Source organism: Thiorhodococcus mannitoliphagus (assembly GCF_010915725.1).
Classification (GTDB): Bacteria; Pseudomonadota; Gammaproteobacteria; order Chromatiales; family Chromatiaceae; genus Thiorhodococcus; species Thiorhodococcus mannitoliphagus.
This window is the reverse complement of record NZ_JAAIJR010000002.1, coordinates 46654-69807: the sequence shown is the minus strand read 5'-3', so window position 1 is coordinate 69807 and position 23154 is coordinate 46654. Positions and strand designations below refer to the sequence as shown.

Genomic DNA, 23154 nt, shown 5'->3' with positions numbered 1-23154 from the left:
ACGGAAGGCGGGGCTCGAGGCACGTCAGCGGGTATGAGCTTTGACAGAAATCGCCTAAGGAATTGGTCCGCCTTCAGCGACTTCCTATAGCGCAGCAGGAGAACAGAACAGAGATCACAAAAAGTGTTCATGCACGAAGAGGCAACACCGCTTGAGACCTCAAGAGAACAACTCATCAGCCCCGCACTGAACTCACCTTGCCCTGAAAGGCACTCTCCTAAATCCGACTATTGGAGCCGCAAAGGCAAGAAAGGCGAGCAAGAAACACGAAGACCAGTCTCCATCTGAGACGAACCAGGATCAACCCGAGATCCACGCATGGAGCACAAGAAACCACCTCGGACTCGAATCAAGATCACCTAACAGCCAACGTCAAGGCCCTCGTCAGAAGCCAAGTGGCCAATGGCCAATAGGTCGCCAGGGGCAGATACCCAAAGACAGAGGCGATGGCCGGGCGTCTCCATTCGGCCTTACCCACAAAGAGGTCGATGCACCCATCCGGCACAGAAGAGCGGCGGCGGACCAATGCTGGGATAGCGAAGGCACAAGAACTCGAGGAAGCGGATCGAGGCGTCCAAGATAGCCTTCCCGCCCAGAGCGCGGCACGAGCCTAGTAGAATCCTTGAGGGCGCAAAATGCTTGCAGATGAGTCAAATGTCGATGAAGCGTCCGACCATCCAAGGCCGTCGGGATCGGGATCGGGATCGGGATCGGGATCGGGATCGGGATCGAACCGACGATAGCGATCCCGATTCCGATAGCGATCCGGATGGCATGACTCGTCGGTCTGAGGCGAAGCCTCGCTAGCGGTTCACCATCGCACGCGAATCAACCACGGCGCTCGGGCAAGAGAAACATGGCATCGCCATAGCTGAAGAACCGATACCCCTGGGCTACCGCATGCCTGTAAGCCGTCATGATGCGATTGTAGCCAGCAAAGGCCGCAACCAGCATCAGCAAGGTCGACTCGGGCAAATGGAAATTCGTGATCATCGCATCGACAACCCGAAAGCGATATCCAGGACGAATGAACAACCGGCTCTCTCCGCGGAAAGGTTGAAGACAGCCTCCCGCCGCAGCGGTTTCGAGACTGCGCACGCTCGTTGTCCCGACTGCGATGACCCGTCCACCCGAGCGACGCACCTCGGAAATTCGCTCACAGGCTGCCTCACTGACCTCTAGCCACTCGGCATGCATGACGTGTTGATCGAGGTCCTCGACTCTGACCGGCTGAAAGGTCCCTGCCCCGACATGCAGAGTGACCTCGACGTGACCGATGCCTAATGCCTTCAATGCAGCAAATAGGCTTTCATCAAAATGCAAGCCCGCCGTCGGCGCCGCAACAGCACCCATCTCGCGCGCGAAGACGGTCTGATACCTGGCCTCATCCGAGACCTCATCCGGCCGGCGAATATAGGGCGGCAAAGGCAAATGCCCGTAGGTCGCCATGACGTCCGCAAAGGCGGACTGCAGTAAACGCAGACGAAAGAGGCCTTCTTCGCGCTGTAAAACCTCCGCTTGCACGCCGCCTTCAAGCTCAATTCGACTTCCAGTCTTGGGCGGCTTGCTCGCCCTGATATGCACCAAGGCTTCGTTGGATGCGAACAGGCGCTCGACCAGAAGCTCGACGCGCCCTCCGGTCGATTTATGACCAAAGAGCCTAGCGCGCATCACGCGCGTGTTGTTGAAGACGAGCAGATCCTTCGGCCGCAGCAAGCTAGGAAGAGCTGTGAACACGAGATCGCGTGGAGCGGCCTCCAAGTCATCCAGCGCCAGCAATCGGGAGGCCGAGCGCTCATCGAGTGGATACTGAGCGATCAGCTCGGGCGGGAGATCATAATAGAAATCGGAACGACGCATCCCCGAAAGTTTATCATGTTCGACCGCTAGACCTGTCGCACACGAATGCGGTCCTCCTAGGGCCGCCACGCTCACGCGAGCCCGACGCCAGTCGCGCGAATGCCCCCTATTCAACACCACAGCCGATAACGCGAGCGAATTCATCGCTCAGACAGCAGATTAGGTACAGGATTCCCACCCATGACGAAGCTCGGCATCGATCGATTGCTAGACAATCCCGATCTTAGAAAACCGCTTTGGGGCCGCCGGGCTGCCCTGCTTGGACACGCCGCATCAATGACCTCGGCGGGAGTCCACAGCCTTGATGCGCTCATGGCACTCGGGGAGCTGAAGATCACCGCTGCCTTCGGTCCTCAACATGGCATGAAGGGCGACAAGCAAGACAACATGATCGAGACCACGAACGAGGTCGACCCACGTTATGGCATCCCCATCTTTAGCCTCTATGGCGAGGTCCGTTACCCCACCGCGGAGATGCTAGACAGCTTCGATGTTCTGCTTGTGGATCTTCAAGACATCGGCACGCGCATCTATACCTATGTAACGACCCTCGCCTACCTCCTCGAGGCCTGCTCGGCAGCGGGGAAGAGCATTTGGATTCTCGATCGGCCGAATCCGGCTGGGCGCCCCATCGAAGGCACCATTCTGGAGCCCGGCTGGGAAAGCTTCGTTGGTGCTGGACCCATGCTGATGCGCCATGGCCTGACCTTCGGCGAACTCGCCAAATGGATGGTGAGCCAGCGCGGGCTCGATCTAGACCTGCACCTCGTTGCCATGGAGGACTATCGCCCGGCGGAAGGGCCTGGCTATGGCTGGCCCATCATGGAGATCTCCTGGGTCAATCCAAGTCCTAACGCATCCAGCCTCAATATGGCGCGCTGTTTCCCGGGGACCGTGCTCCTCGAGGGTACGACGCTGTCGGAAGGTCGCGGGACGACGACCGCACTCGAGCTTGTCGGCGCGCCCGACCTGGACTTCGAGCGCATTCTAGGGCGCATGCGTCAAGAGCAGGCAGCATGGACCCAAGGTGCCTTGATTCGGCCCTGTTGGTTCGAGCCGACCTTCCACAAGCATGCCGGCAAGCTCTGCGCTGGGCTGCAGATGCACACCGACAATGCGCACTATCAGCACGAGCAGTTCCGCCCCTACCGCTTGATGGCACTTCTGTTCAAGAGCCTGCGCGCCGAATACCCGGACTATCCGCTCTGGCGTGACTTCCACTATGAGTACGAGACCGAGCGGCTCGCGATCGACCTGCTGGCCGGTGGATCCTTCTTGCGTGAATGGGTCGACGACCCCGAGGCAGGGCCGGACGATCTGGAGCAGCGTTTGAATAGAGACGAGTCGAGCTGGGCAGATGCCAGCGCTCCGCATCGCGTCTATGGGTGAGGCAGGGCTCTCATGCAGGAAGCTTGCGGACTGGCTCATCGACTGACTGGCCAGCGCCAAGCCTGAGAATCACGCGAAGACCAGGCTGGTGATCTGAAAGCTCAATGGACGCCCGGTGGAGCTGGACGACGGCTTGCACCAAGCTCAAGCCCAAACCACTACCAGGGGTGGAACGACTATCGTCAGCGCGAAAGAAGCGACGAAAGACCTGATCGCGAAGCTCGGCCGGAATGCCAGGCCCATCGTCGGCCACCTCGACACGAGCACCGCCGCCTGGCTCGGCGTCAACCAGAATCTGGATCTCACCGCCCGCAGGCGTGTATTTGATCGCATTGTCGACCAGATTGGCGAGCGCCTGGAACAAGAGATCCCGATCACCGAAAACGCGCCCCGGACCTGCGCTCGAGTAGATGAGCTGCTGCCCGCGCTCGGCGGCAAGCGGCTCATAGAGTTCGACCACATCTTGCACCAGCGGAGCCAGATCCACCTCGGCAAAGGCGGCGCGCCGACTGCCCGACTCAATGCGCGCGATGCGCAGCAAGGCATTGAAGGTCGAGAGCATCTCTTCGGCGTCACCAATGGTCTCTTCCGCCAGATCGATCGCCTTCCCCGAGGCCGACAGCTCGGCGCTCAACAGCTCGAGCTTGTTGCGCAAGCGCGTCAGCGGGGTCCGCAGATCATGCGCGATGTTGTCGGAGACCTGACGCACGCTCGCCATCAGCTGCTCGATCCGGTCGAGCATCGCATTGAGACTCGCAGCAAGCTGGTCAAAATCGTCGCCACTGCCGCTCAGAGGGATGCGTCTGGACAGATCACCCGCCATGATCTCGCGGCTCGTCTGGTTGATCGACTCCAGCCGCCTCACCAGCCCCGCGCTCATCAGCCAGCCGCCAAGCAGCGCCAAGGCGGCCGTGATCGCTAGACCCCAGGTCAGGGCGTCGAGAATCAAGGCGCGCGTCGCCTCGAGATCCCGAACATCACGCCCAACCAGCAAACGCAGACCACCGCGCAGCGCAAACACTTGAGCGCGCGCCTCATGCTCCTCAGTGCGCGCGGGACCCCACTCACGCAGCCTGAAGCCGATCCAGCCGTCCGCGTCCGGGGACTCCGGGGGCCAACGGTCAAGATTGCCGACGACCCGCTCCAAGCCACTGTCGACCAGCAGATAGACGCTCGCACCCACGGGGTCGCGCGCGACCCGCTCGGTGATCAGGGCCGTCAGCCCACCCAAGCCGCGCCGGCGGTACTGCTCGGCAAGGCCACGGATCTCGGCCTGAATGGTCGCCGTCGTTTGGCGGTCCATGTAGCCGGCCGTCGACCAGTAGATATAACCAAGCAGAATGGCGACGGAAACGCTCAGCAGGAGGACGTAGAGAAGCGCGAGCCGGAAGGTCGAGCTGCGCAGAATCCTGGCAGCCCCCGTGCGCAACTGAGCCCAAGCGCCAGCGCGCGAATCAGGCGGCATCATGCGGCACGCAGCATATAGCCCGCGCCGCGAACCGTCTGCAGCAAGGGTGCATCGAAGTCCTTGTCGATCTTGCCCCGCAGCCGGCTGATGTGCACGTCGATCACGTTTGTCTGGGGATCGAAGTGATAATCCCACACCTGTTCGAGCAGCATGGTCCGGGTGACGACTTGACCGGCATGCCGCATCAGGCACTCGAGCAAGCGGAACTCCCTTGGCTGGAGCAGAATCTGCGTACCGGCTCGATTGACCTCCCGCTTGAGAAGATCCATCTCCAAATCAGCCACACGCAGGCGCGTCTCGGGCGCATCTGGACTGCCGCGTCTCAGCAGTGCCTCGACACGGGCCTGGAGTTCCGAGAAGGCAAAGGGCTTGATGAGATAGTCGTCTCCCCCGGCACGCAGCCCCTCGACGCGGTCGTCGACCTCGCCGAGGGCGCTGAGGAAGAGCACGGGCGTCTGATTGCCAGAGGCCCGCAGCGTTCGGACGATGCCGAGCCCGTCAAGGCCAGGCAGCATCCGGTCGAGGATGAGAACGTCGTACTCGCCACTGGCAGCGAGCAGGAGCCCCTCCCGACCATCCGCAGCCTGGTCCACGACGGCACCCGACTCCGCGAGGGCCTTGTGCAGATAGTCCGCCATCTGGCGGTCGTCTTCCACCAACAGGATTCGCATGAGCCCTCCGCTCGCCCGCACCCTTAAGCGGCCAAGGGAACCGCAACGAAGCGCGCTCGCCCACCTTGCTCCACGCGCATGATCAGGGCCTGCTGCTGCTCCTCAGCTGCGCGGTGCAAGGCCGCGACGATCTGATCCGGCGATTCGACCAGCTCCGCGCCGACCATGGAGATGAGACTCCCCGACTTGATGCCCGCCTTGGCGGCCGGACTACTTGGCTCCACCCGCGCGACAAAAACCCCTTTCTGATCGGCGCCCAACCCGTACTGCATCCGCACCTCTGGGGTCAAGGGAGCCAGGAGCAGGCCCAAGCGAGGCTGATTGGCATCGGCGCCCGCATCTTGCTGCGCGAGGGCTCCCTCATCACCGGGCATGGCGCCAACGGTCACACTCAGCGTGCGCACCTTGCCGTTACGGACCACCTCGAGTGACATCTCGGAGCCAGCCTTGGTGCTCGCGACAAGCTTAGGAAGATCCTTATAGTCCTTCAAAGGCTCACCCTTGGCGCGAATGATGACGTCGCCGGCACGCAAGTCAGTGTTGCTGACCGGTCCGTTGGGAATCACATCAGCGACCAAAACGCCCTCCGCCTGATCAAGCCCCAGGCCAGCCGCGAGTTCTGGGGTCACGGCCTGAATCTGGATGCCGAGCCAGCCGCGCTCCACCCGACCATCCTCGCGCAGATCGGCAACGATCTGCTGCACGGTCTCCGCTGGAATCGCGAAGCCGATCCCGACGTTGCCACCAGTAGGCGAGTAGATCGCGGTATTGACGCCAATGACGCGCCCCTTGGTATCGAACAGCGGCCCACCCGAGTTGCCACGGTTGATCGCCGCATCAATCTGCAAATAGTCATCATAGGGGCCAGCGTGAATATCACGACCCCGAGCGGATATGATACCTGCGTTTACGGAGCCCCCGAGTCCGAAAGGATTCCCCACAGCAAGCACCCAATCCCCGACCCGCGCCTTGGAGGAATCACCAAGCGCGACATAAGGGAGCGGAGACCCCGCATCGATCTTCAGGAGCGCCAGATCCGTCTTCTCGTCCCGCCCGACGACTTGAGCCGGATATTCCGACCCGTCGTTCAGTACCACGCTCACGGCCGTCGCGCCATCAATGACATGATTGTTGGTCACGATGTAGCCGTCCGAGTCGACGAGAAAGCCGGATCCTTGACCCTGAACCTGATGCTGAGACAGGCGCCCCTGCTCCTCGAAAAAGTGGCGGAATGGCTCGGGCAGCGCCCTCCCCCGCGGAAAGACGCCATCCCCAGATCCGCTCATGGGGCTACCAGGCTCCGCCGTGACCTTGACATTGACGACGGCCGGCGTCACTTGCTCAGCCACGTCGGCAAATCCCGGCAGCACGCTGGCGGTTGCACCGGCCGAGCTGGTCACCGGCGCAGGGAGAGGGCTGTTGGCATGTGCCAAAAGAGCCCCGCCGCCCGCGAGTGAGCAGGCGATTGCGACGACGAGCGCACGCTTGACTCTGCCACCTTTGGCCGCATTTCGATTACCCTGGAGAGGACCTGGATGTTCAATCATTGCACAATAACCTCGATGCCGAGTGGAGTTGAGGCGCTGCGCACGCCTTGCTCGGAACGCGCCTGCAGCTGCCTCGATCGCCTGTCAGTATCGGGTTGACTCCATTGCAGCAGGCTTAACGTCGGCTTAACTTTTGGTTAGGTCGCGCCAGAGCCGTCCGTTTTCGACATCCACCTCAAGCGCATGACTTAAAGAACCTCAAGCGCATGACTCAAGACCTGGACGAGGGCCCAAAGGAAGCGAGCGGAACCGCAAAGGCTTAGAAGGTGTCCGTTAATGTTTTCCCGATGCGAGCGATGCCGCCCGAAACACCCGCCCCCCCCCTCTTTTTTCAAGAGGTGGGGATCGTTGTTAATGGAGACTTTCTTACACAAAGCGCGTCTCCGCATTCATCCATCCGAGTAACGACCTCAACATCCCTCAGGAGCATCAAGATGACTAGCCAATTACGTTTCCCGACCCTAACTGCCAGCCTGCTCGCTATCACGCTCGCGAGCGCTGCCTCGGCGCAAACTGAAACCATGCCAATCGCCGGAGCGGCCACCTCTACCGAGCTCACAGGAACCGTGACCATCGTCAATCAGGAAAAGCGCATGCTGACCATCGAAACCTCGGATGGGCGCTTCGAGGTCCTGCATGTTCCCCCAGCGGTCAAGCGCCTGGATGAGATCAAGATCGGCAACCGGCTGACCATCACCGAGACCGAAGCACTCCTCGTGGACCTCAAGAAGGGCTCCGGAGCCGGCACGATCGGCATGTCCCAGAACATCACCGCCGAGCGCGACCCCGGCACCAAGCCGTCCGGCGCGATCGTCGACACAGCCACCATCAGTGGGCGTGTCGAATCCGTGGACAAAGCAGGCTCGACAGTCACCATTCAAGGCCCGAACCGCGCCGTCACCCTCAAGGTTGAGGACCCCGCACTGCTAGACTCCCTGGCCGTTGGCGACGGCGTCGAGGCGAGCTACATGCGCGTGATCAGCGGAAAGGTAGAATTCCAATAGACTGAGGTCCCAAACGGGGCTCGGGCGCCATGCGCCCGAGCCCCCGAACCGGGTTCGCGTGGGCTGCAGCCGCGCAAGCCCATCACCATTGATCAAAGGTCCAGATTGATTAGAGATCCGCATTGATCAAAGATCCAAGGAACCGCGTGAACAGAGCCCCCAAGCGAGCCTGGCCGAAGATAGCGCTCGCAGCCGCATTGGCCGTTGGGCTCGCGAGCTGCCAAACGAACAACCCCAAGCAGAAAGAAGAGTGCAGACCAAAGCCGGGAATGACGACCACGGAGTTGGCGGGCTGCGGCTGCTTCTCAGCGAACAGACAATCGCGGTACACCATTGGATCGTCGACCGATCAGGCCGGCCAGCAGGTCCAGAGCATCTCAATCCTCAACTACGTTTGCCCGATCGAGACAGGCGGGATGAGCCAGGTCGTCGTCGTCAACGGCATCGCCAAAGAAGTCTTCGAATAGGCCGTATCCGGCAGCACGCATCGACTGGCTGCGGGTCCAATCCGAAAGATACCGAACCTGAGACACCACAGGGGTGAGCGGGCGCCGGATCGAGGTTTATCCAGTGGGAGCATCGCCGAGCCCTGCGATCGTCGGAGCAACACGGAAGGCGAGGTGCGAGACAAGTCAGCGGAGATGCGCTTTGACAGAAATCGCCTAAAACCGAGGTGCTCGAGATCTTGGAGGAGATCGAGATCGGCGTCGATGACGCTCAGGGATCGCTTCAGCCGCGCCTTAACGCGCGATGAATTTGCTGCCTGGCTGCACTCAGCCTGAGGGTTCGCGGCCGTTCAGCGCCTGCAGGATCTTGGCGATGGCCGCGGAATCCAGATCGCCCAGCCCCTGACCGACCAGGGCGTTGAGATACTGCGAGATCATGGCCGCCGAGGGCAAGCAGAGCCCAAGCTCCGCGGCCGCCTCGCCCAGGATACGCATGTCTTTCTGATGGAGGCGGGCCTTGAAGCCAGGCTTGAAGTCATCGTCGATCATGCGCTGACCGTGGACCTCCAAGACCCGGCTGTTCGCAAAGCCACCGAGCAAGGCCTCGCGAACCCGAGCCGCATCAACGCCCGAGGCCTGCGCCAACAAGATGGCCTCGGCGACGCCCGCAATGGTCGCGCCAACCACGACCTGGTTGCAGGACTTGCACACCTGGCCGGCGCCAATATCGCCGATGTGGACGACGTTTTGGCCCATGACCTGGAGCAGCGGCAGCACACGCCGGAAAGCGCCTTGCGAGCCGCCGACCATGATGGAGAGCTTGCCCTCAATGGCGCCAGCCTCGCCTCCCGAGACGGGTGCGTCCAGCATCTCGACGCCGCGCTCACCGAGCCGCTCGGCGATGCGGCGCGTCGCCGACGCTGAGATGGTGCTCATGTCGACGATGACCGAGCCAGGCCGCGCGCCCTGGATGACGCCCTGCTCGCCCAGGATCACCGCCTCGACGTCCGGCGTATCCGCCACCATGGTGAAAATGACATCCGCCCGCCGAGCCACCTCGGCCGGACTGGCACAGGTCTGCGCCCCGGCATCCGCCAGTGGCTGCATGGATGCCGCTCGGCGCGCATGCACCTGCAGTTCATGGCCCGCCCGTAGAAGATTCAGGGCCATCGGACGCCCCATGATGCCGAGGCCGATAAATCCCAGGATCTCACTCATAAGCAGGCACCTCATTGGCGTCCAGAAGCTCAAGCCAGTGCACCACCGGGACCTCCGTGCCAGAGTCTAAATGGAGCTGGCAGCCGACATTCGCCGTTGCAATCATCTCCGGAGCGCCGGAGGTCAATGCACTCAGTTTTCTCGCCTTGAGTTGGGCGGACAGCTCCGGCTGCGTCACGGAGTAGGTTCCCGCAGAGCCGCAGCAAAGATGCGCATCCGGGACGCTCGTGAGGGCAAAGCCGAGGCGCGTTAGCACGGGCTCGACGAGGTTCTTGAGCTGCTGGCCGTGCTGCAGACTGCAGGGCGAATGGAAGGCAACCTTGCGCCCTCGGCCTGGCGCACCGAGCGGAGCGAGATCCTCGGCGGCCAGGATCTCCACTGGGTCGCGCGCCAGCGCCGCCACCCGCGCCGCCTTCTCCGCGTAGCTCGGGTCTTCGGCAAGGACCTCGCCATACTCCTTCACCATGGTGCCGCAACCGCTGGCCGTGATCAGAATCGCCTCACAGCCGGCTTGAATCTCGGGCCACCAGGCATCGATGTTTCTCCGCATGGCGTCCAATGCGGCTTCGCGATCGTTGAGGTGGTAAGCCAGCGCCCCACAGCACCCTGCCTCGGGCACCTCGAGCAGATCGATTCCAAGGCGCGCCAGCACACGGGCCGCCGTCGCGTTGGTCCCTGGCGTCGCGACCGATTGCACACAGCCGCCGAGCACCAGCATCCGACGCTGCCCCGCCGAGGCCGGCCAAGGTCCCGCCGAACGCGGCTGGGGAAGCTTGGCCTGGAGGCTGTGCGGCAGCGCCGGACGCAACGCCCGGGCAAGCCCGAGCAAGGGTCGGACCCGTCGCGGGTAGGGCAGCACCCTGAGCATCAGCCAGCGCAGCAGACGCTCGCGCACTGGGCGCCGGACCCGCTCCTCCACATAGTGCCGCCCGATGTCCGCCAGCCGTGCATAGCGCACCCCGGACGGGCAGGTGGTCTCGCAGGCGCGGCAAGTCAAACAGCGGTCCAGATGCTGTTGGGTGACGCGTGTCGGCGCCTGCCCCTCCAGGACCATCTTGATCTGATAGATGCGACCGCGAGGACCGTCCAGCTCGTCGCCAAGCAGCTGATAGGTGGGGCAGGTGGCGGTACAGAAGCCGCAGTGCACGCAGGCGCGCAGGATGGCATCGGCCTCCTGGCCCTCGGGCGTCGCGAGAAAGTCCGGCAGAATCTCGGTTTGCACGCTGGGGGCTCCTAGAGGCTCGGGTAGAGCCGGCCAGGGTTGAGGATGCCGTGCGGATCGAAAGCGCTCTTGACGCGGCGGTGCAGCTGCATCAGGTGCGCGGGCAAGGGGTGAAAGACCTCACCGGAGCGGTCGCCGCCGCGGAAGAGTGTCGCATGACCGCCCAGCTTGGCGACCTCTGCCCGGACCTGCTCCGGCGCATCCGCGCTCCGCAGCCAGCGCTGCCCGCCACCCCATTCGATCAGCATGACACCCTCGAGCGCCGGCCGAGGTGCGCTTTGCGGCAGCGACAGCCGCCAGAGTGGAAGGTCTCCGGCAAAAAAGGGATGCTGCTGCTCGCGCAGCTCGTCACGCCAAAAGCGCGCTGCGGCGCCTGGCTCGACGGCCTCGCCGCCGATCCGCTCCACGGCTTCCTCGACACCCTGGGCCGCGCCCGACAAACGGATCCAAAGCCGTTCACCATCAAAGCAAGTTGCGGTCAGGGGCAAAGGCTTGGCGGACCAGGCGCTCATCCGCTCGAGCGCCCCCTTCTCGTCGCACTCGAGCACCTGCGTGCGCGTCACTGCGGGCGCCGGCAGGACCTTGAGGCTCACATCCAAGAGGACGCCGAGGGTACCGAGCGCGCCGACCATAAGCCGTGATACGTCATAGCCGGCGACGTTCTTCATGACCTCGCCCCCGAACCTGAGCACCTCACCACGGCCCGTGAGTACGCGCACGCCCAGCACGAGATCTCGAGCCGAGCCCTGATAGGGGCGCGCCGGCCCGGAGAGTCCGGCAGCGATGGTGCCGCCAAGTGTCGCCGCGGCGCCATCGGCATTGGCGAAATGGGGGGGCTCGAAGGCGAGCATCTGGCCGGCCTCGGCCAAGGCTGCCTCGATGTCCGCGAGCGGAGTCCCGCAGCGGGCCGTCACGACCAGCTCTTTGGGCTCGTAGGTGAGGATGCCGGCGTGCTCCGCGACGGCGAGCGACGTCGCTTCGACGTCACGCCCAAGAAAGGACTTGGTCCCCTGACCCACGACGGCGAGCGGCTCGGCGTCTACCGCCGCCGCTCTGATGCGATCTTGAAGCTGACTTGTCAGATCCTTTTCCACGCTCGGCCTCATCGGGGTTTCAGGGGCACACAGGGACTGTATGGCCTGCTCGCCTTTGCGGAAGTCGGGGCAGGTAGCGACAACCCAACCCCTGAGCCCCGAGCCAGGCGCCAGGCGCCAAGCGCAAGCGCAAGCGCAAGCGCGGCCTCAGCCTAGACTGACCGACCTGAGCGCGGCGCGAATGATCTCCTCCGAGGTCTTCGCCCCGTCATCGACCGCGCGGGCCATACGGCTGGCATCGGGCGGGCGGTAGCCGAGCGCCACCAGCGCGCTCACCGCATCCGCCATGGCTTGGTCACGGTCATCGACAGGCGCAGCGCTCGGCCTCGACAGCCCGGGCATGGCCGTATCGAGACCTGGGATTCGATCTCGCATCTCGATCAGCAGCCGCTGCGCGGTCTTCTTGCCGACGCCAGGAATCCGGGTCAAGGCGGTCGAATCCTCCTGCTCGACGCACTGCGCAAAACGCGCCGCGTCCATCCCGGAGAGAATCGCCAGCGCCATCCGGGCGCCAACGCCGGAGACCTTCAGCAGGGCGCGAAAGAGCGCGCGGTCGTGCTCGCGCATGAAGCCGTAGAGGACTTGGGCGTCCTCGCGCACCGCCAGGTGGGTGATGAGGGTGACGGTCTCGCCCACGGCCGGAAGGTCATAGAAGGTCGACATCGGGGCCTCCAGCTCATAGCCGACACCACCGACGTCTAGCAGCAGCTGCGGGGGCTGCTTGCTGACAATCTCGCCACGCAGACGGCCGATCATGATGCTGAGAAAGCGTCCATTAATAACGCCCCCCCTTTCGCAAAGGGGGGCTGGGGGAGATTTCGGGCGGCATCGCTCGCATCGGGAAACAATTGGTGGACACGTTCTAAGGTCTCCAGTCGCGCCATGAGGCAGCGGCCCGCTTACGCGCCGGGATGCCCATCGAATGCGCATGACAGAGGGCGATGGCCAAGGCATCCGCCTCGTCTTCGGTGGGGCGCTCACTCAAGGCCAAGAGCACCCGCACCATGTGCTGAACCTGAGACTTCTCAGCGCCTCCCGTGCCGACAACGGCGAGCTTGACCGATTTGGGGCTGTACTCGTGCACCGTCACCCCGCCCTTCAAGCCGGCGCAGAGCACGGCACCGCGCGCCTGACCGATCTTGAGGGCTGCGGTCGGGTCACGCGCAAAGATGAGCTGCTCGACCGCCATCTCGTGCGGCTGATAGTCAGAGACGATAGCGGCGACACGGTCGAAGATGAGCCCCAGCCGATCGGGCCAAGGCTGCTCACTGACACGAATGCAGCCGCTCGCGACGCGTGCGCTCTGATGTCCGTTGGTATCGATGACCGCGAACCCCGTGATGCGCGAGCCCGGATCGATGCCAAGGATACGATGCGGTAGCCGCATGCGTCAGGCCTGGCCAGCCCAATCAGCGGACAGGTCATGCACGGAGCCCGATGCGCGCCTCTCAGGCATCCAGCGCCTCAAGGATCTCGTCGGCGATGTCAGCGTTGTGGTAGACGTCCTGGACGTCGTCCAGGTCTTGAAGGTGCTCGACCAGCTTGAGGAGCTTTTCCGCGGTCTCTTGGTCGAGTTCGACCTGAGTCGCGGCATTGTAGGTGATCTCGGCAACCTCAGTATCCAGGCCAGCCTGGCTCAGCGCGTCCTTGACGCTCCCAAAGCTCTCCGGTGTGGTGATGACATCCAAGGACGCATCCTCATTGACGACCACGTCCTCGGCGCCCGCCTCGAGCGCGGCCTCCATGACGGTATCTTCATCCGTCCCCGGCTGGAAGCTGATGATGCCCTGCTTGGTGAAGAGATAGCTCACAGAGCCGTCCGTACCGAGATTGCCGCCGCGTTTGGTGAAGGCATGCCGAACTTCCGACGCGGTGCGGTTGCGGTTGTCACTCATACAATCCACCATGATGGCGACGCCCGCTGGGCCATAGCCTTCGTAGCGAATCTCTTCATAATTATCCCCGTCCTGATCACCGGCGCCGCGCTTGATGGCGCGATCCACGGTGTCGCGTGGCATGTTCGCGGCGAAGGCCTTATCCATGGCGAGGCGCAAACGCGGGTTCGCCGCCGGATCTGGTCCACCCTCGCGTGAGGCGACCGTCACCTCACGGATCAGCTTGGTCCAGACCTTGCCGCGCTGCTTGTCCTGCGCCGCCTTGCGATGCTTGATATTGGCCCATTTACTGTGCCCGGCCATGAATAGCGTCTCCTGCGTGAGCGTTCGGATTGGGGCGCGCCAACCACTGTGTCTTGGACCGACACCTCGGGTAAGCCGATGCATTGGCCGTAGGTGAAGGGGCCGCGCACGTCCTGAAATTCGTTTAGCCTGATAGTTTAACACCAGGCTCGGCATTCAAGGTAAGCGACTGAAATCACTCGCGACCTCACCTGCACTGCCGCCGACTTGTGGTAATCTCCAGCCCCCATTCGCCGCGCAGCAGCAGTGCCGAAGCGCCTCGATCGGACCCATCTCGACAGGACCCATCATGTACGCGACCCCGGAAACCGGCGACGGCTGGATCACCCAAGTCATCTCCGCCGACGACACAGGCTTCACCGTCGCCGCGCGCTTCTCCATCTCGAGCGCCTTTCGCGAGCTGGCCGGAGGCCGCGAGGCAGACCTCGTCTTCGCGGCCCGCAGCAGGCTCGCGCGCCTCGGAATCAACATCCTGCCGCTGGGAACGCCGGCCTTCGATAGCGATCACTGCGACCTGCAGCTACGCATCATCGCCGCGATCCGCTCATACGATATTGGCGAGCATCTCGCGCGTATCGTGGTGCCCGGGTTGCGCGTGGGACGATTGGTCTTCTGCCCAGCCGACAATCGCTTGGACTCCGCAAGCGTTCATGCGCTGATTCGCGACAACCGCCTGCAAGTGCCAGCCGGCTTTTCGCTCGACGGCAATGGCTACCTCATCATCCGGCCGCAACAGCAGATCTTTCGTTTCCAGAAACCGCTGACAACCGAGGAGGTCACGGCCATCGCGACCCACGCGGATGGCAAGGACCTGCTCAATCGGCTACAGATTCGCGAGACGGTCGACCACATCGAACTCTTGCCCAACGACGGCCTGGTGACTGCCTGCTCCATGTTCCTGCACCGCCACTACATCGTGCTCAGGAACCTCGACGAATCGCTCGGCTTCCACCTGCAGGCAACCGTGCTGGACCCCGTCTCCACGCGCGGGACCAACGTCTATCTGGAGTTCATCAATCGCACCGAGCAGCTCATCATCAATCCCAGCGTCGCCGCCTCCGTCCATGAGGCCATCCGGATCGAGCCTAGGCGCCGCTATTGGCACGGGCATTCGACCGCGCACCCGGATGCGAGCGAGACCTCGGATCAGACCGGCTGCCAAGCCTTGCTCGACATCTTCGAGCGCCTCGAAGCCATGCCCGTGCATGATCGTTATTCACATCGCATGGTCGCGGTCGCGCGCGATCCTCGAGGCCTGCTGCGTGGCGACAATCCAGAACTGCTCTGGACGCAACCGCGCGGCCCGAGAGACCCGCGCGGTGGAACCGATCTTGCCGCGAGCCTGGTCGCCGAAGGTTTGGAGATCGATACGCACAGCGAGTACGGAACTCAGATCCTCGCGCAGCTCCCGGATGGCGCGGAGGCGACCTTGCTGCTCGGCTATTTCCCAAACTTGATCGAGCACAGCCAGATCTGCGCCGCAGGGCTGCGCAAGGCCATCCGGCGCGTCGTGTTTCGGCGTGCCTCATTCGAGCACGGCCCCTTCCTATCGTCCCGCGACCATGGACGCCTCGCGGATTACGAGGGCCTCGGGCTCGAGGTCTTTTGGTGCAACGAAGACCGCGGCCACATCGTCCGCCATGTCTTCCGCGGACTGCGCGGCTATTTCACCACGCCTGACAAGGTCGACAGATTCAGCTCTTGCCTCATCTTCGCCATTTACGGCTCGATCAAGCCAGTCAGCAAGCAAGCATTGCAGCAGATCGAGCGTCTGCTCGAGAACCTGCGTGCACTCTTCGGCAGCGATATCGGCATCCTCACCGGCGGCGGGCCTGGCGCCATGCAGCAGGTCACGGATATCGCCCATCGACTGGGGCTCATGGTGGGCTCGAGCTTCATCGAGACGGTCGACCAGACCACCAACCAGAGCGCGGAGTTCTACCAGACATTCCAAGCCCGCAGCCGACAAGCCCGCCAACGCTGGTTCGAGATCGCCAGCTTCCATCTCTTCTTGGTCGGCGGTGTAGGCACCCTGGAGGAGATCGGTCTGACCCTCACCGACATGAAGCTTGGCGTCATCGAGACGGGTCCGCTGGTCTTTTTCGATGGCACGGGGGGGGATTTCTACTGGGAGGGCCTGCGCATACAGCTCGCCCAAATGGCGCGACAAGAGCGTGTTCCGTCCTGGCTGATCGACCAGATCCTGATGACGACGGATGCGGATGCCGTGCCCCGCTTCTATAAACAGGCCCTAAGGCTCGGCTGAGGGGGCCGGACTTTCGTCACCTGCAGCACCCATCGAAAGTCCGACCTGCTCCGACGAACCGAGCCGATCCCTAAGCGAATCGCCGATTTCTGAGACGAATCGGCCTTCAATCGGGCCATCATCGTAGCGATCCCCGTGACAGCGACCGCTGAAATCAGGACAATCCCAACCGGGCATTGGACTGACATCCAAGTACAGAGCACGCTAAAGACCGGCAGAGCGCGCGCAAGAGCCACCATCTGCAGTGGCGAGAGGCACGCAAGGATCCACCAGAGGTGACGAAGGCCCCTCGGAGCCTCCGGGTGGTATGAAGCGATCGCACCCACTGGCCGGCACGCAGTCCGACAAGGTCGGTACTGCCGGAATTCTCACTTGGTCGCCTGGCAAGCCGCAGGTTTAGTCACCGCGACTCACTGGGCACGAGACAAGGCTGTGTCTACATTGATCACCTTTGAACATCCGCTGAACGAGCGGATCCGCACCTTCCTCAGGCTCGAGCATCTGTTCAAGCAGCTCGACTACTGCATTCATCAAGAGGATCCGCGCGGATCGCGTAGCGCCATCGCGACCCTGCTTGACATCGTCGCCGTTACGGCACGCGCCGATGTTCGCAATGAGCTGCTCAAGGAGCTCGACCGTCACATCAGTAGCCTCGATCGCCTATCATCGCAGCGCGGCGTGGATCAGGCCGCCTTGACCGAGGTGATGGACGACCTCAGGCGGGCCAGTGATGCCATCCACGTGCTGAACGGGCCGATCGGCCACATGGCCCGCGAGGACGAGTTCCTCAAGGCCATCGCCCAGCGCAGCAGTATCCCCGGCGGCACCTGTAGCTTTGATCTCCCCCATTTCCACTATTGGGTGATTCAAGACGCCGAGCTGCGTCAGGCCAGGTTCACGGAGTGGCTCGAGGACCTCAAGCCCGCAATCGAGGCCATCCAGCTCGCGCTCTCCCTGGTGCGCTCAAGCTCGGCCTCGCGACAGGTCAGCGCCGAAGGCGGATTTTACCAAGAGGCATTGGACTCCCTGGCCCCGGCCCAAATGGTGCGTGTCGCCGTTGCCGCTGATCAAAATATCTTCCCCGAGATCAGCGGCCACAAGAACCGCTTCAGCATTCGCTTCATGAACGCAGCGGCCCGCGGGCGCGCGACACAGCATTTCGACGATGTCGACTTCAAGCTCACCTGCTGCGTGTTTTAGGGCAAGTCGAGCGCATAGACCCGAGACCGGGCCATGCCCTGGCTGCCAATAGCGGTACTTCGATAGAAATATGGTTAAAGTGGTTGCATGTCCCCATTGCGGACGCCCGGTCGAGTGGACCGAGGCGGCGCGCTGGCGCCCCTTCTGCAGCGAACGTTGCAGATTGATCGATCTCGGCGACTGGATCGAAGAGAACCACAGAATCAGCGACCCGACAGATGTCCCGAGCGACGACCCACCGCCATCCGAGGACGGACCGGCCCATCATTGAAGCTAGGACCAGCTCAGGCGGGCCAAAGACCGCGGATTGCGGCAATGCCCTGCCCGCCCCGCCGGAAGGACTCGGCGCAGTCCGAGGCACTGAGCCCCCCGAGGGCATAGACGGGGAGTGCCGCCTGCTCGACAAGCGCCGTGAAGCCATCCCATCCAAGGGGTGCAGCGTCAGGATGACTCAGCGTCGGCTTGACCGGCGACAGTAGGGCGTAGTCCAAACCGAGTTCGGCAGCACGCGTCAGCTGCCCGAGGTCGTGGCAGGAGGCGCCGACCAGCTCATCGGCGCACCCCGGTTTCGAGGAAAGCGCCATGAGCTGTCCGCTGCCTAGATGAATCCCGTGGCGCGGCACCTGGCCGGCAACGTCGAGACCGCGATTGATCAGCAGACGCGCCCCGACCTGCTCGCAAACGGCGTATGCCCGCGTCGCCAGGTCGCGAAAGGCATCATCCGAGAGTCTGTGAGCGCGCAGCTGTACGAGCCGAATCCCGTCGGCCAGGGCTCGCTCCAACCGTGCCAGGAAGACATGAGGCTGCGTCGGGTCCTCACCCGTAATCATGAGCCGCTCGGGTAGCCGCAAGGCATTGATGATGGGGCGATCCGCCGCGGGAAAGCGTGCGGCGTCCATGGCATCTGGACGCTCCCAGGCAAGCGGCTGCCCCTCGCGGCCGACCGGAGTCCCTGAGTAGGCGTCGACGCGGTGCACGTCGAGCAGGACATGCCGGTCGCCATAGTCGTGATGGATGCGTATCAGCGGACGACTGGCTTCCACCTCGATGCCCAGCTCTTCGCGCAGCTCGCGGCTCAGCCCCTGCTCCGGAGTCTCGCCCGGCTCCAGCTTGCCGCCGGGAAACTCCCAAAGGCCGCCCTGGTGTACATGATCCGGACGCCTCGCCACCAGAATGCGGCCGTCGACGTCCGCGATGGCACCCGCCATGACGTGAATCCGCATCTTGCTAAGTGCGGTATTCGGCGTTGATCCGGACATAGTCATAGGAGAAGTCGCAGGTCAGGACCCGCGCCTGGGTATCGCCGCGACCCAGCAGGATCTGGATCAGAATCTCTGGCTCGGCCATGACCGCCGCACCCTGCGCTTCCTCATAGCCCTGCGCCCGGCCTCCGTCTTCAACGATCAAGACGTCACCCAGGGAGATCTTGATTCGATCGATGTCGAGATCGGCAATGCCCGCCCTGCCGACGGCCGCAAGAATGCGGCCCCAATTCGGGTCCGAGGCGAAGAGCGCTGTCTTGACCAAGGGCGAATGGGCCACGGTATAGGCAACCTGGCGCGCCTCTGCGATGTCTCTGGCCTGCTGGACGTCAACGGTGACGAGCTTGGTCGCACCCTCGGCGTCTCTCACGATGGCGGTTGCAAGCTCGACGCAAAGGCCCTCGAGGGCCGAGGATAAGGCCGCGTAGTCCGGGCTCCCAGCGTCAGTGATGCGCGCATTGCCGAGCGCGCCCGTCGCGGCGATGACACAGGCATCGTTCGTCGAGGTATCACCGTCAACGCTGATGCTATTGAAGGAAGGATCGACAGCAGTCTGAAGGCACTGCTTGAGCAGATCTGGCGCCACAGCGACATCGGTTGCGATGAAGGCAAGCATGGTCGCCATATCCGGGCAGATCATCCCCGCCCCCTTGGCGATCCCGGTGAGCGTCGCGGTTCGTCCCGCGATCTCGACCCGCCGAGTCCGCAGCTTAGGGACGCTATCCGTGGTCATGATGGCGCGGGCGGCATCAGGCCAGGCGCCGGAGGAGAGTGCTCCAACCATCGATGGCAAGGCAGCGGCAATGCGCTCGACCGGGAGATGCTCGCCGATGACCCCAGTGGAAAACGGCAGCACCTCCTGCGGTTGGCAGCCCATGACCTTGGCAAGTGCCTCGCAAGAGGCTCGCGCGGCCGCGAGACCCTGTTGTCCAGTCCCGGCATTGGCATTGCCCGCATTGATGAGCCAGTAGCGTGGCGCCGCTTGGGCGAGGTGATTGCGTGCCATGGTGACGGGGGCCGCGCAGAAGGCGTTGCGCGTGAACACCGCAGCACAAGTGCTCCCGGGCTCAAGCTCCAAGACGACCAGGTCGTCCCGGTCTCGATAGCGTATGCCAGCCGCCGCCGCCGCGAGACGGACACCCGAGACAGGAGCAAAGGGGAGATCTGAGGCACTCATGAGCCGTTGAACCTCGATAGACCTGAAGAAGAACCGCCAGCCGCCAACAAGAAGCCTCTTCGCTTGAGTGCATCATTCGGTCCGTGACCCAACGACTGAAGCCCGTTGGATCAGCCCCGCTCAAAGCGAGGATCTTAGGAGTCTAGCCCGCAAGGATAGCGGCAGGGCGGCGACGAAGATGGCGGGCGATGTTTGATCCTCGACCCGAGGCGCCCGATGTCGCGACCCCGGCGTGAGGATCGCGACAGCATACATCTCAACTCACTCGGCCGTGGCACTGCTTGTACTTCTTGCCCGAGCCGCACGGACAGGGCTCATTCCGACCAATTTTCCGGCCGTCGCGCACGAATGGCTGATGCTCAGAGTCGGCGTCGCCCTGAGGCTGCGCATCTTCCGACAGGGCATCCGACTCGCCCTCGCCAAAGCCTTCGAAGACCTCATGTTTGAACTCGAAGCCGGCGTCCGCCGGTGCGCGTCTCCCTTGATCGGCGAGACCGTCCTGGACGCCTCCGGCCTGAATCTCCAGCTTCGCAAGCGTCGTCACGACCTCCTGCTTGATGCCGTCCAACATGCTGGAGAACATCTGAAAGGCCTCGCGCTTGTACTCCTGCTTGGGGTTGCGCTGAGCGTAGCCGCGCAGATGGATCCCCTGGCGCAGATAGTCCATCGCGGCAAGGTGGTCCTTCCAGTGGGTATCGAGCGTCTGCAGCATGATCGCCTTCTCGAGCTGCCGCATATTGGTGGCGCCGATAAGCCCTTCCTTAGCGCGATTGCGATCGAGCAGGGTGTCTTGGATACGCTTGCGTAGGTTCTCTTCGTGCAGATCGTGATCCTGGTCCAGCCACTCTTGCAGCGGCCAGTCGCCACCGAAGTGATCGGCCAAGGCCTCGCTCAATCCGGGCACGTCCCACTGCTCCTCGAGGCTATCGGGAGGAATGAAGCCGTCGATCAAGCCCTTGAGGACATCTGCACACATGGCATCGACGGTATCCGAGACATCCACCGCATCCATGAGATCCCGGCGCTGACGATAGATGACCTTACGCTGATCGTTAGCGACGTCATCGTACTCGAGGAGCTGTTTGCGAATATCGAAGTTGCGGCCCTCGACCTTGCGCTGAGCATTCTCGATGGCCTTGGTGACCCAGGGATGCTCGATGGCCTCGCCGCGCTGCATGCCAAGACGCTGCATCATCTTCCCGACACGGTCGGAGGCGAAGATGCGCATCAAGTTGTCTTCGAGCGAGAGGTAGAAGCGAGACGAGCCCGCATCGCCTTGACGGCCAGAACGCCCGCGCAGCTGGTTGTCGATGCGGCGCGACTCATGCCGCTCGGTCCCGACGACATGCAGACCACCCGCCGCGAGCACCTCTTGGTGCCGCTCCTTCCACCCTGCCTTGATGGCCTCACGATCCGCGTCAGGACCAGCCTCTTCAAGCTCGGCCTCGAGGTTACCCCCGAGCACGATATCCGTACCGCGACCGGCCATATTGGTCGCAATGGTGATGGCCCCCGGACGACCGGCTTGAGCAATGATGCCAGCCTCACGCTCATGCTGCTTCGCGTTCAGGACCTCGTGCGGGATCTTCTCTTTTTCGAGCAGGCCCGATACCAGCTCTGACGTCTCGATCGAGGCCGTTCCCACCAGAACAGGCTGGCCGCGCTTCACGCAGTCCTGAATGTCCGCAATGATGGCCTCGTACTTTTCGTCCGACGTGAGGTAGACCAGATCACCCCCGTCGTCGCGGACCATGGGCTGGTTGGTCGGAATGACCACGACCTCCAGGCCGTAGATCTGCTGAAACTCGTAGGCCTCGGTGTCCGCCGTACCCGTCATACCCGACAACTTGGGGTAGAGACGGAAGAGATTCTGGAAGGTAATGGAGGCCATCGTCTGGTTTTCGGGCTGGATGGCAACCCCTTCCTTCGCCTCGACGGCCTGATGCAAGCCTTCCGACCAGCGGCGGCCTGGCATGGTGCGGCCAGTGAATTCGTCGACGATGATGACCTGACCATCGCGCACGATGTACTCGACGTTCTTCTGGAAGAGCACATGGGCCCTGAGCGCCGCATACACATGATGCATCAGAACGATATTGCTGGGATCGTAGAGCCCGGCCCCTTCATCAAGGAGCCCAATCTCGACCAGCATCTGCTCAACCTGCTCGTGCCCCTCTTCGCTGAGATAAACCTGGCGAAGCTTCTCGTCGACCGAGTAGTCACCGGGGCCGAAATCCGGCTGCCCCTCTTCGTTCGTGATGGGTGCCTGCCGGCTGAGACGGGGGATCAAGCCGTTGATCTGCTTGTAGAGTTCCGTGCTTCCCTCGGAAGGCCCGGAGATGATGAGCGGCGTGCGCGCCTCATCGATCAGGATGGAGTCCACCTCGTCGACGATCGCGTAAAAGGGGTCACGCTGAGCACGCTGCTCCGGCGTAAACGCCATGTTGTCGCGCAGGTAGTCGAAGCCGTACTCGTTATTGGTGCCGTAGGTGATGTCGGCCGCGTAGGTCTCGCGCCGAGTCGCCGGCTTGAGGTGACGGTAGCCGCCACTGCCGTTCGGCTCGAAATCTGGATCGTAGAGGTAGGAGGCAGAATCTGGCCCCATGCCACCGGACGAGTTGATGACGCCGACCGACAACCCCAGAAATGAATAGAGGCGCCCCATCCAAGCAGCGTCGCGGCGTGCCAGATAATCGTTGACCGTGATGACGTGCACGCCCTTGCCCGGCAGCGCATTCAGATAGGCGGCTAGGGTTGCGACTAGGGTCTTGCCCTCGCCGGTGCGCATCTCGGCGATCTTACCGTCGTTCAGCACCATGCCGCCGACCATCTGGACGTCGAAGTGGCGCATCTCCAGCACCCGCTTACTGGCTTCGCGAACCACAGCGAAGGCTTCGGGAAGCAAGCTATCGAGATCGGCGCCGGCGCTAAGCCTTTGGCGGAATTCGGCCGTCTTGCCGGCAAGGTCCTGGTCCGACAGCTGCGCCAGCGCTGGCTCGAGCGCGTTGATCCGCGCAACTGTCTTCATGAGTGTCTTGACGAGCCGTTCGTTACGGCTGCCGAAGATCTTCCGAAAGATGCTTGTAACCATCGAATGAGAATAAAGCTGTCGGAGAAATCGGCGGATGATAC

Annotated in this window: 19 protein-coding genes; 6 read left to right on the top strand and 13 right to left on the bottom strand. The window is 62.9% G+C overall.

Annotated features, from left to right (window positions below; genetic code table 11):
- Positions 1–828: 828 nt before the first annotated feature.
- Complete coding sequence (queA, locus tag G3480_RS00945) at positions 829–1860, bottom strand: tRNA preQ1(34) S-adenosylmethionine ribosyltransferase-isomerase QueA (protein ID WP_164651778.1); 1032 nt, start codon at positions 1858–1860, stop codon at positions 829–831.
- Between the two features lie 180 nt (positions 1861–2040).
- Between queA and G3480_RS00940 the strand changes: the two genes are divergently transcribed.
- Positions 2041–3249: an exo-beta-N-acetylmuramidase NamZ family protein gene (locus G3480_RS00940; protein WP_164651777.1), complete on the top strand. Its 1209-nt coding sequence runs from the start codon at positions 2041–2043 to the stop codon at positions 3247–3249.
- A 10-nt stretch (positions 3250–3259) separates the two neighbouring features.
- Here the strand turns inward: G3480_RS00940 and G3480_RS00935 are convergent, their stop codons facing one another.
- Genes G3480_RS00935 through G3480_RS00925 form a run of 3 tightly spaced genes read right to left on the bottom strand, consistent with a single transcriptional unit; the run spans position 3260 to position 6737 of the window.
- Positions 3260–4717 carry a sensor histidine kinase gene (locus G3480_RS00935; protein ID WP_338114029.1) on the bottom strand — a complete coding sequence of 486 codons (1458 nt, stop codon included), beginning with the start codon at positions 4715–4717 and terminating at the stop codon, positions 3260–3262.
- Positions 4714–5388: a response regulator transcription factor gene (locus G3480_RS00930; protein WP_164651776.1), complete on the bottom strand. Its 675-nt coding sequence runs from the start codon at positions 5386–5388 to the stop codon at positions 4714–4716. Before G3480_RS00930 ends, G3480_RS00935 begins: the two co-directional genes overlap by 4 nt.
- A gap of 23 nt (positions 5389–5411) precedes the next feature.
- A complete protein-coding gene (locus tag G3480_RS00925) occupies positions 5412–6737 on the bottom strand; it encodes a Do family serine endopeptidase (RefSeq protein ID WP_338114028.1) in 1326 nt (441 codons plus the stop codon).
- A 632-nt stretch (positions 6738–7369) separates the two neighbouring features.
- Between G3480_RS00925 and G3480_RS00920 the strand changes: the two genes are divergently transcribed.
- Both G3480_RS00920 and G3480_RS00915 read left to right on the top strand, forming a co-directional pair.
- A complete protein-coding gene (locus G3480_RS00920) occupies positions 7370–7939 on the top strand; it encodes a copper-binding protein (protein ID WP_164651774.1) in 570 nt (189 codons plus the stop codon).
- A 269-nt stretch (positions 7940–8208) separates the two neighbouring features.
- Positions 8209–8406 (top strand): hypothetical protein, encoded by a 198-nt coding sequence (locus tag G3480_RS00915; RefSeq protein WP_164651773.1) that lies wholly within the window; start codon positions 8209–8211, stop codon positions 8404–8406.
- A gap of 306 nt (positions 8407–8712) precedes the next feature.
- Here the strand turns inward: G3480_RS00915 and G3480_RS00910 are convergent, their stop codons facing one another.
- The 6 genes from G3480_RS00910 to G3480_RS00885 form a co-directional block, all read right to left on the bottom strand.
- Positions 8713–9603, bottom strand: a complete 891-nt coding sequence (locus tag G3480_RS00910) for a 2-hydroxy-3-oxopropionate reductase (RefSeq protein ID WP_164651772.1) — start codon at positions 9601–9603, stop codon at positions 8713–8715.
- A complete protein-coding gene (gene glcF, locus G3480_RS00905) occupies positions 9596–10825 on the bottom strand; it encodes a glycolate oxidase subunit GlcF (protein WP_164651771.1) in 1230 nt (409 codons plus the stop codon). Before glcF ends, G3480_RS00910 begins: the two co-directional genes overlap by 8 nt.
- 11 nt (positions 10826–10836) lie before the next feature.
- Positions 10837–11919: a glycolate oxidase subunit GlcE gene (gene glcE / locus G3480_RS00900; RefSeq protein WP_338114027.1), complete on the bottom strand. Its 1083-nt coding sequence runs from the start codon at positions 11917–11919 to the stop codon at positions 10837–10839.
- 147 nt (positions 11920–12066) lie between these two features.
- Positions 12067–12675, bottom strand: coding sequence for a Holliday junction branch migration protein RuvA (gene ruvA / locus G3480_RS00895; protein WP_164651769.1), 609 nt, complete (start codon positions 12673–12675; stop codon positions 12067–12069).
- A 106-nt stretch (positions 12676–12781) separates the two neighbouring features.
- On the bottom strand, positions 12782–13306 hold the full coding sequence (gene ruvC / locus G3480_RS00890) for a crossover junction endodeoxyribonuclease RuvC (protein WP_164651768.1): 525 nt from the start codon (positions 13304–13306) through the stop codon (positions 12782–12784).
- A 61-nt stretch (positions 13307–13367) separates the two neighbouring features.
- Entirely contained in the window at positions 13368–14117 is a 750-nt protein-coding gene (locus tag G3480_RS00885) for a YebC/PmpR family DNA-binding transcriptional regulator (protein WP_164651767.1), read from the bottom strand.
- A gap of 289 nt (positions 14118–14406) precedes the next feature.
- Between G3480_RS00885 and G3480_RS00880 the strand changes: the two genes are divergently transcribed.
- The 3 genes from G3480_RS00880 to G3480_RS00870 all read left to right on the top strand — a co-directional run bounded on the left by G3480_RS00880 (position 14407) and on the right by G3480_RS00870 (position 17854).
- On the top strand, positions 14407–16383 hold the full coding sequence (locus tag G3480_RS00880) for an LOG family protein (RefSeq protein WP_164651766.1): 1977 nt from the start codon (positions 14407–14409) through the stop codon (positions 16381–16383).
- A 432-nt stretch (positions 16384–16815) separates the two neighbouring features.
- Positions 16816–17583 (top strand): cell division protein ZapD, encoded by a 768-nt coding sequence (gene zapD, locus G3480_RS00875; protein WP_167752448.1) that lies wholly within the window; start codon positions 16816–16818, stop codon positions 17581–17583.
- Between the two features lie 70 nt (positions 17584–17653).
- Positions 17654–17854 (top strand): DNA gyrase inhibitor YacG, encoded by a 201-nt coding sequence (locus G3480_RS00870; protein ID WP_164651765.1) that lies wholly within the window; start codon positions 17654–17656, stop codon positions 17852–17854.
- 13 nt (positions 17855–17867) lie between these two features.
- Here the strand turns inward: G3480_RS00870 and G3480_RS00865 are convergent, their stop codons facing one another.
- The 3 genes from G3480_RS00865 to secA form a co-directional block, all read right to left on the bottom strand.
- On the bottom strand, positions 17868–18806 hold the full coding sequence (locus G3480_RS00865; protein WP_164651764.1) for a Nudix family hydrolase: 939 nt from the start codon (positions 18804–18806) through the stop codon (positions 17868–17870).
- 4 nt (positions 18807–18810) lie between these two features.
- The gene (argJ, locus tag G3480_RS00860; RefSeq protein ID WP_164651763.1) at positions 18811–20022 is read right to left on the bottom strand and encodes a bifunctional glutamate N-acetyltransferase/amino-acid acetyltransferase ArgJ; all 1212 of its coding nucleotides are present in this window, start codon (positions 20020–20022) and stop codon (positions 18811–18813) included.
- A gap of 256 nt (positions 20023–20278) precedes the next feature.
- Positions 20279–23113, bottom strand: coding sequence for a preprotein translocase subunit SecA (gene secA, locus G3480_RS00855; RefSeq protein ID WP_164651762.1), 2835 nt, complete (start codon positions 23111–23113; stop codon positions 20279–20281).
- Positions 23114–23154: the final 41 nt, after the last annotated feature.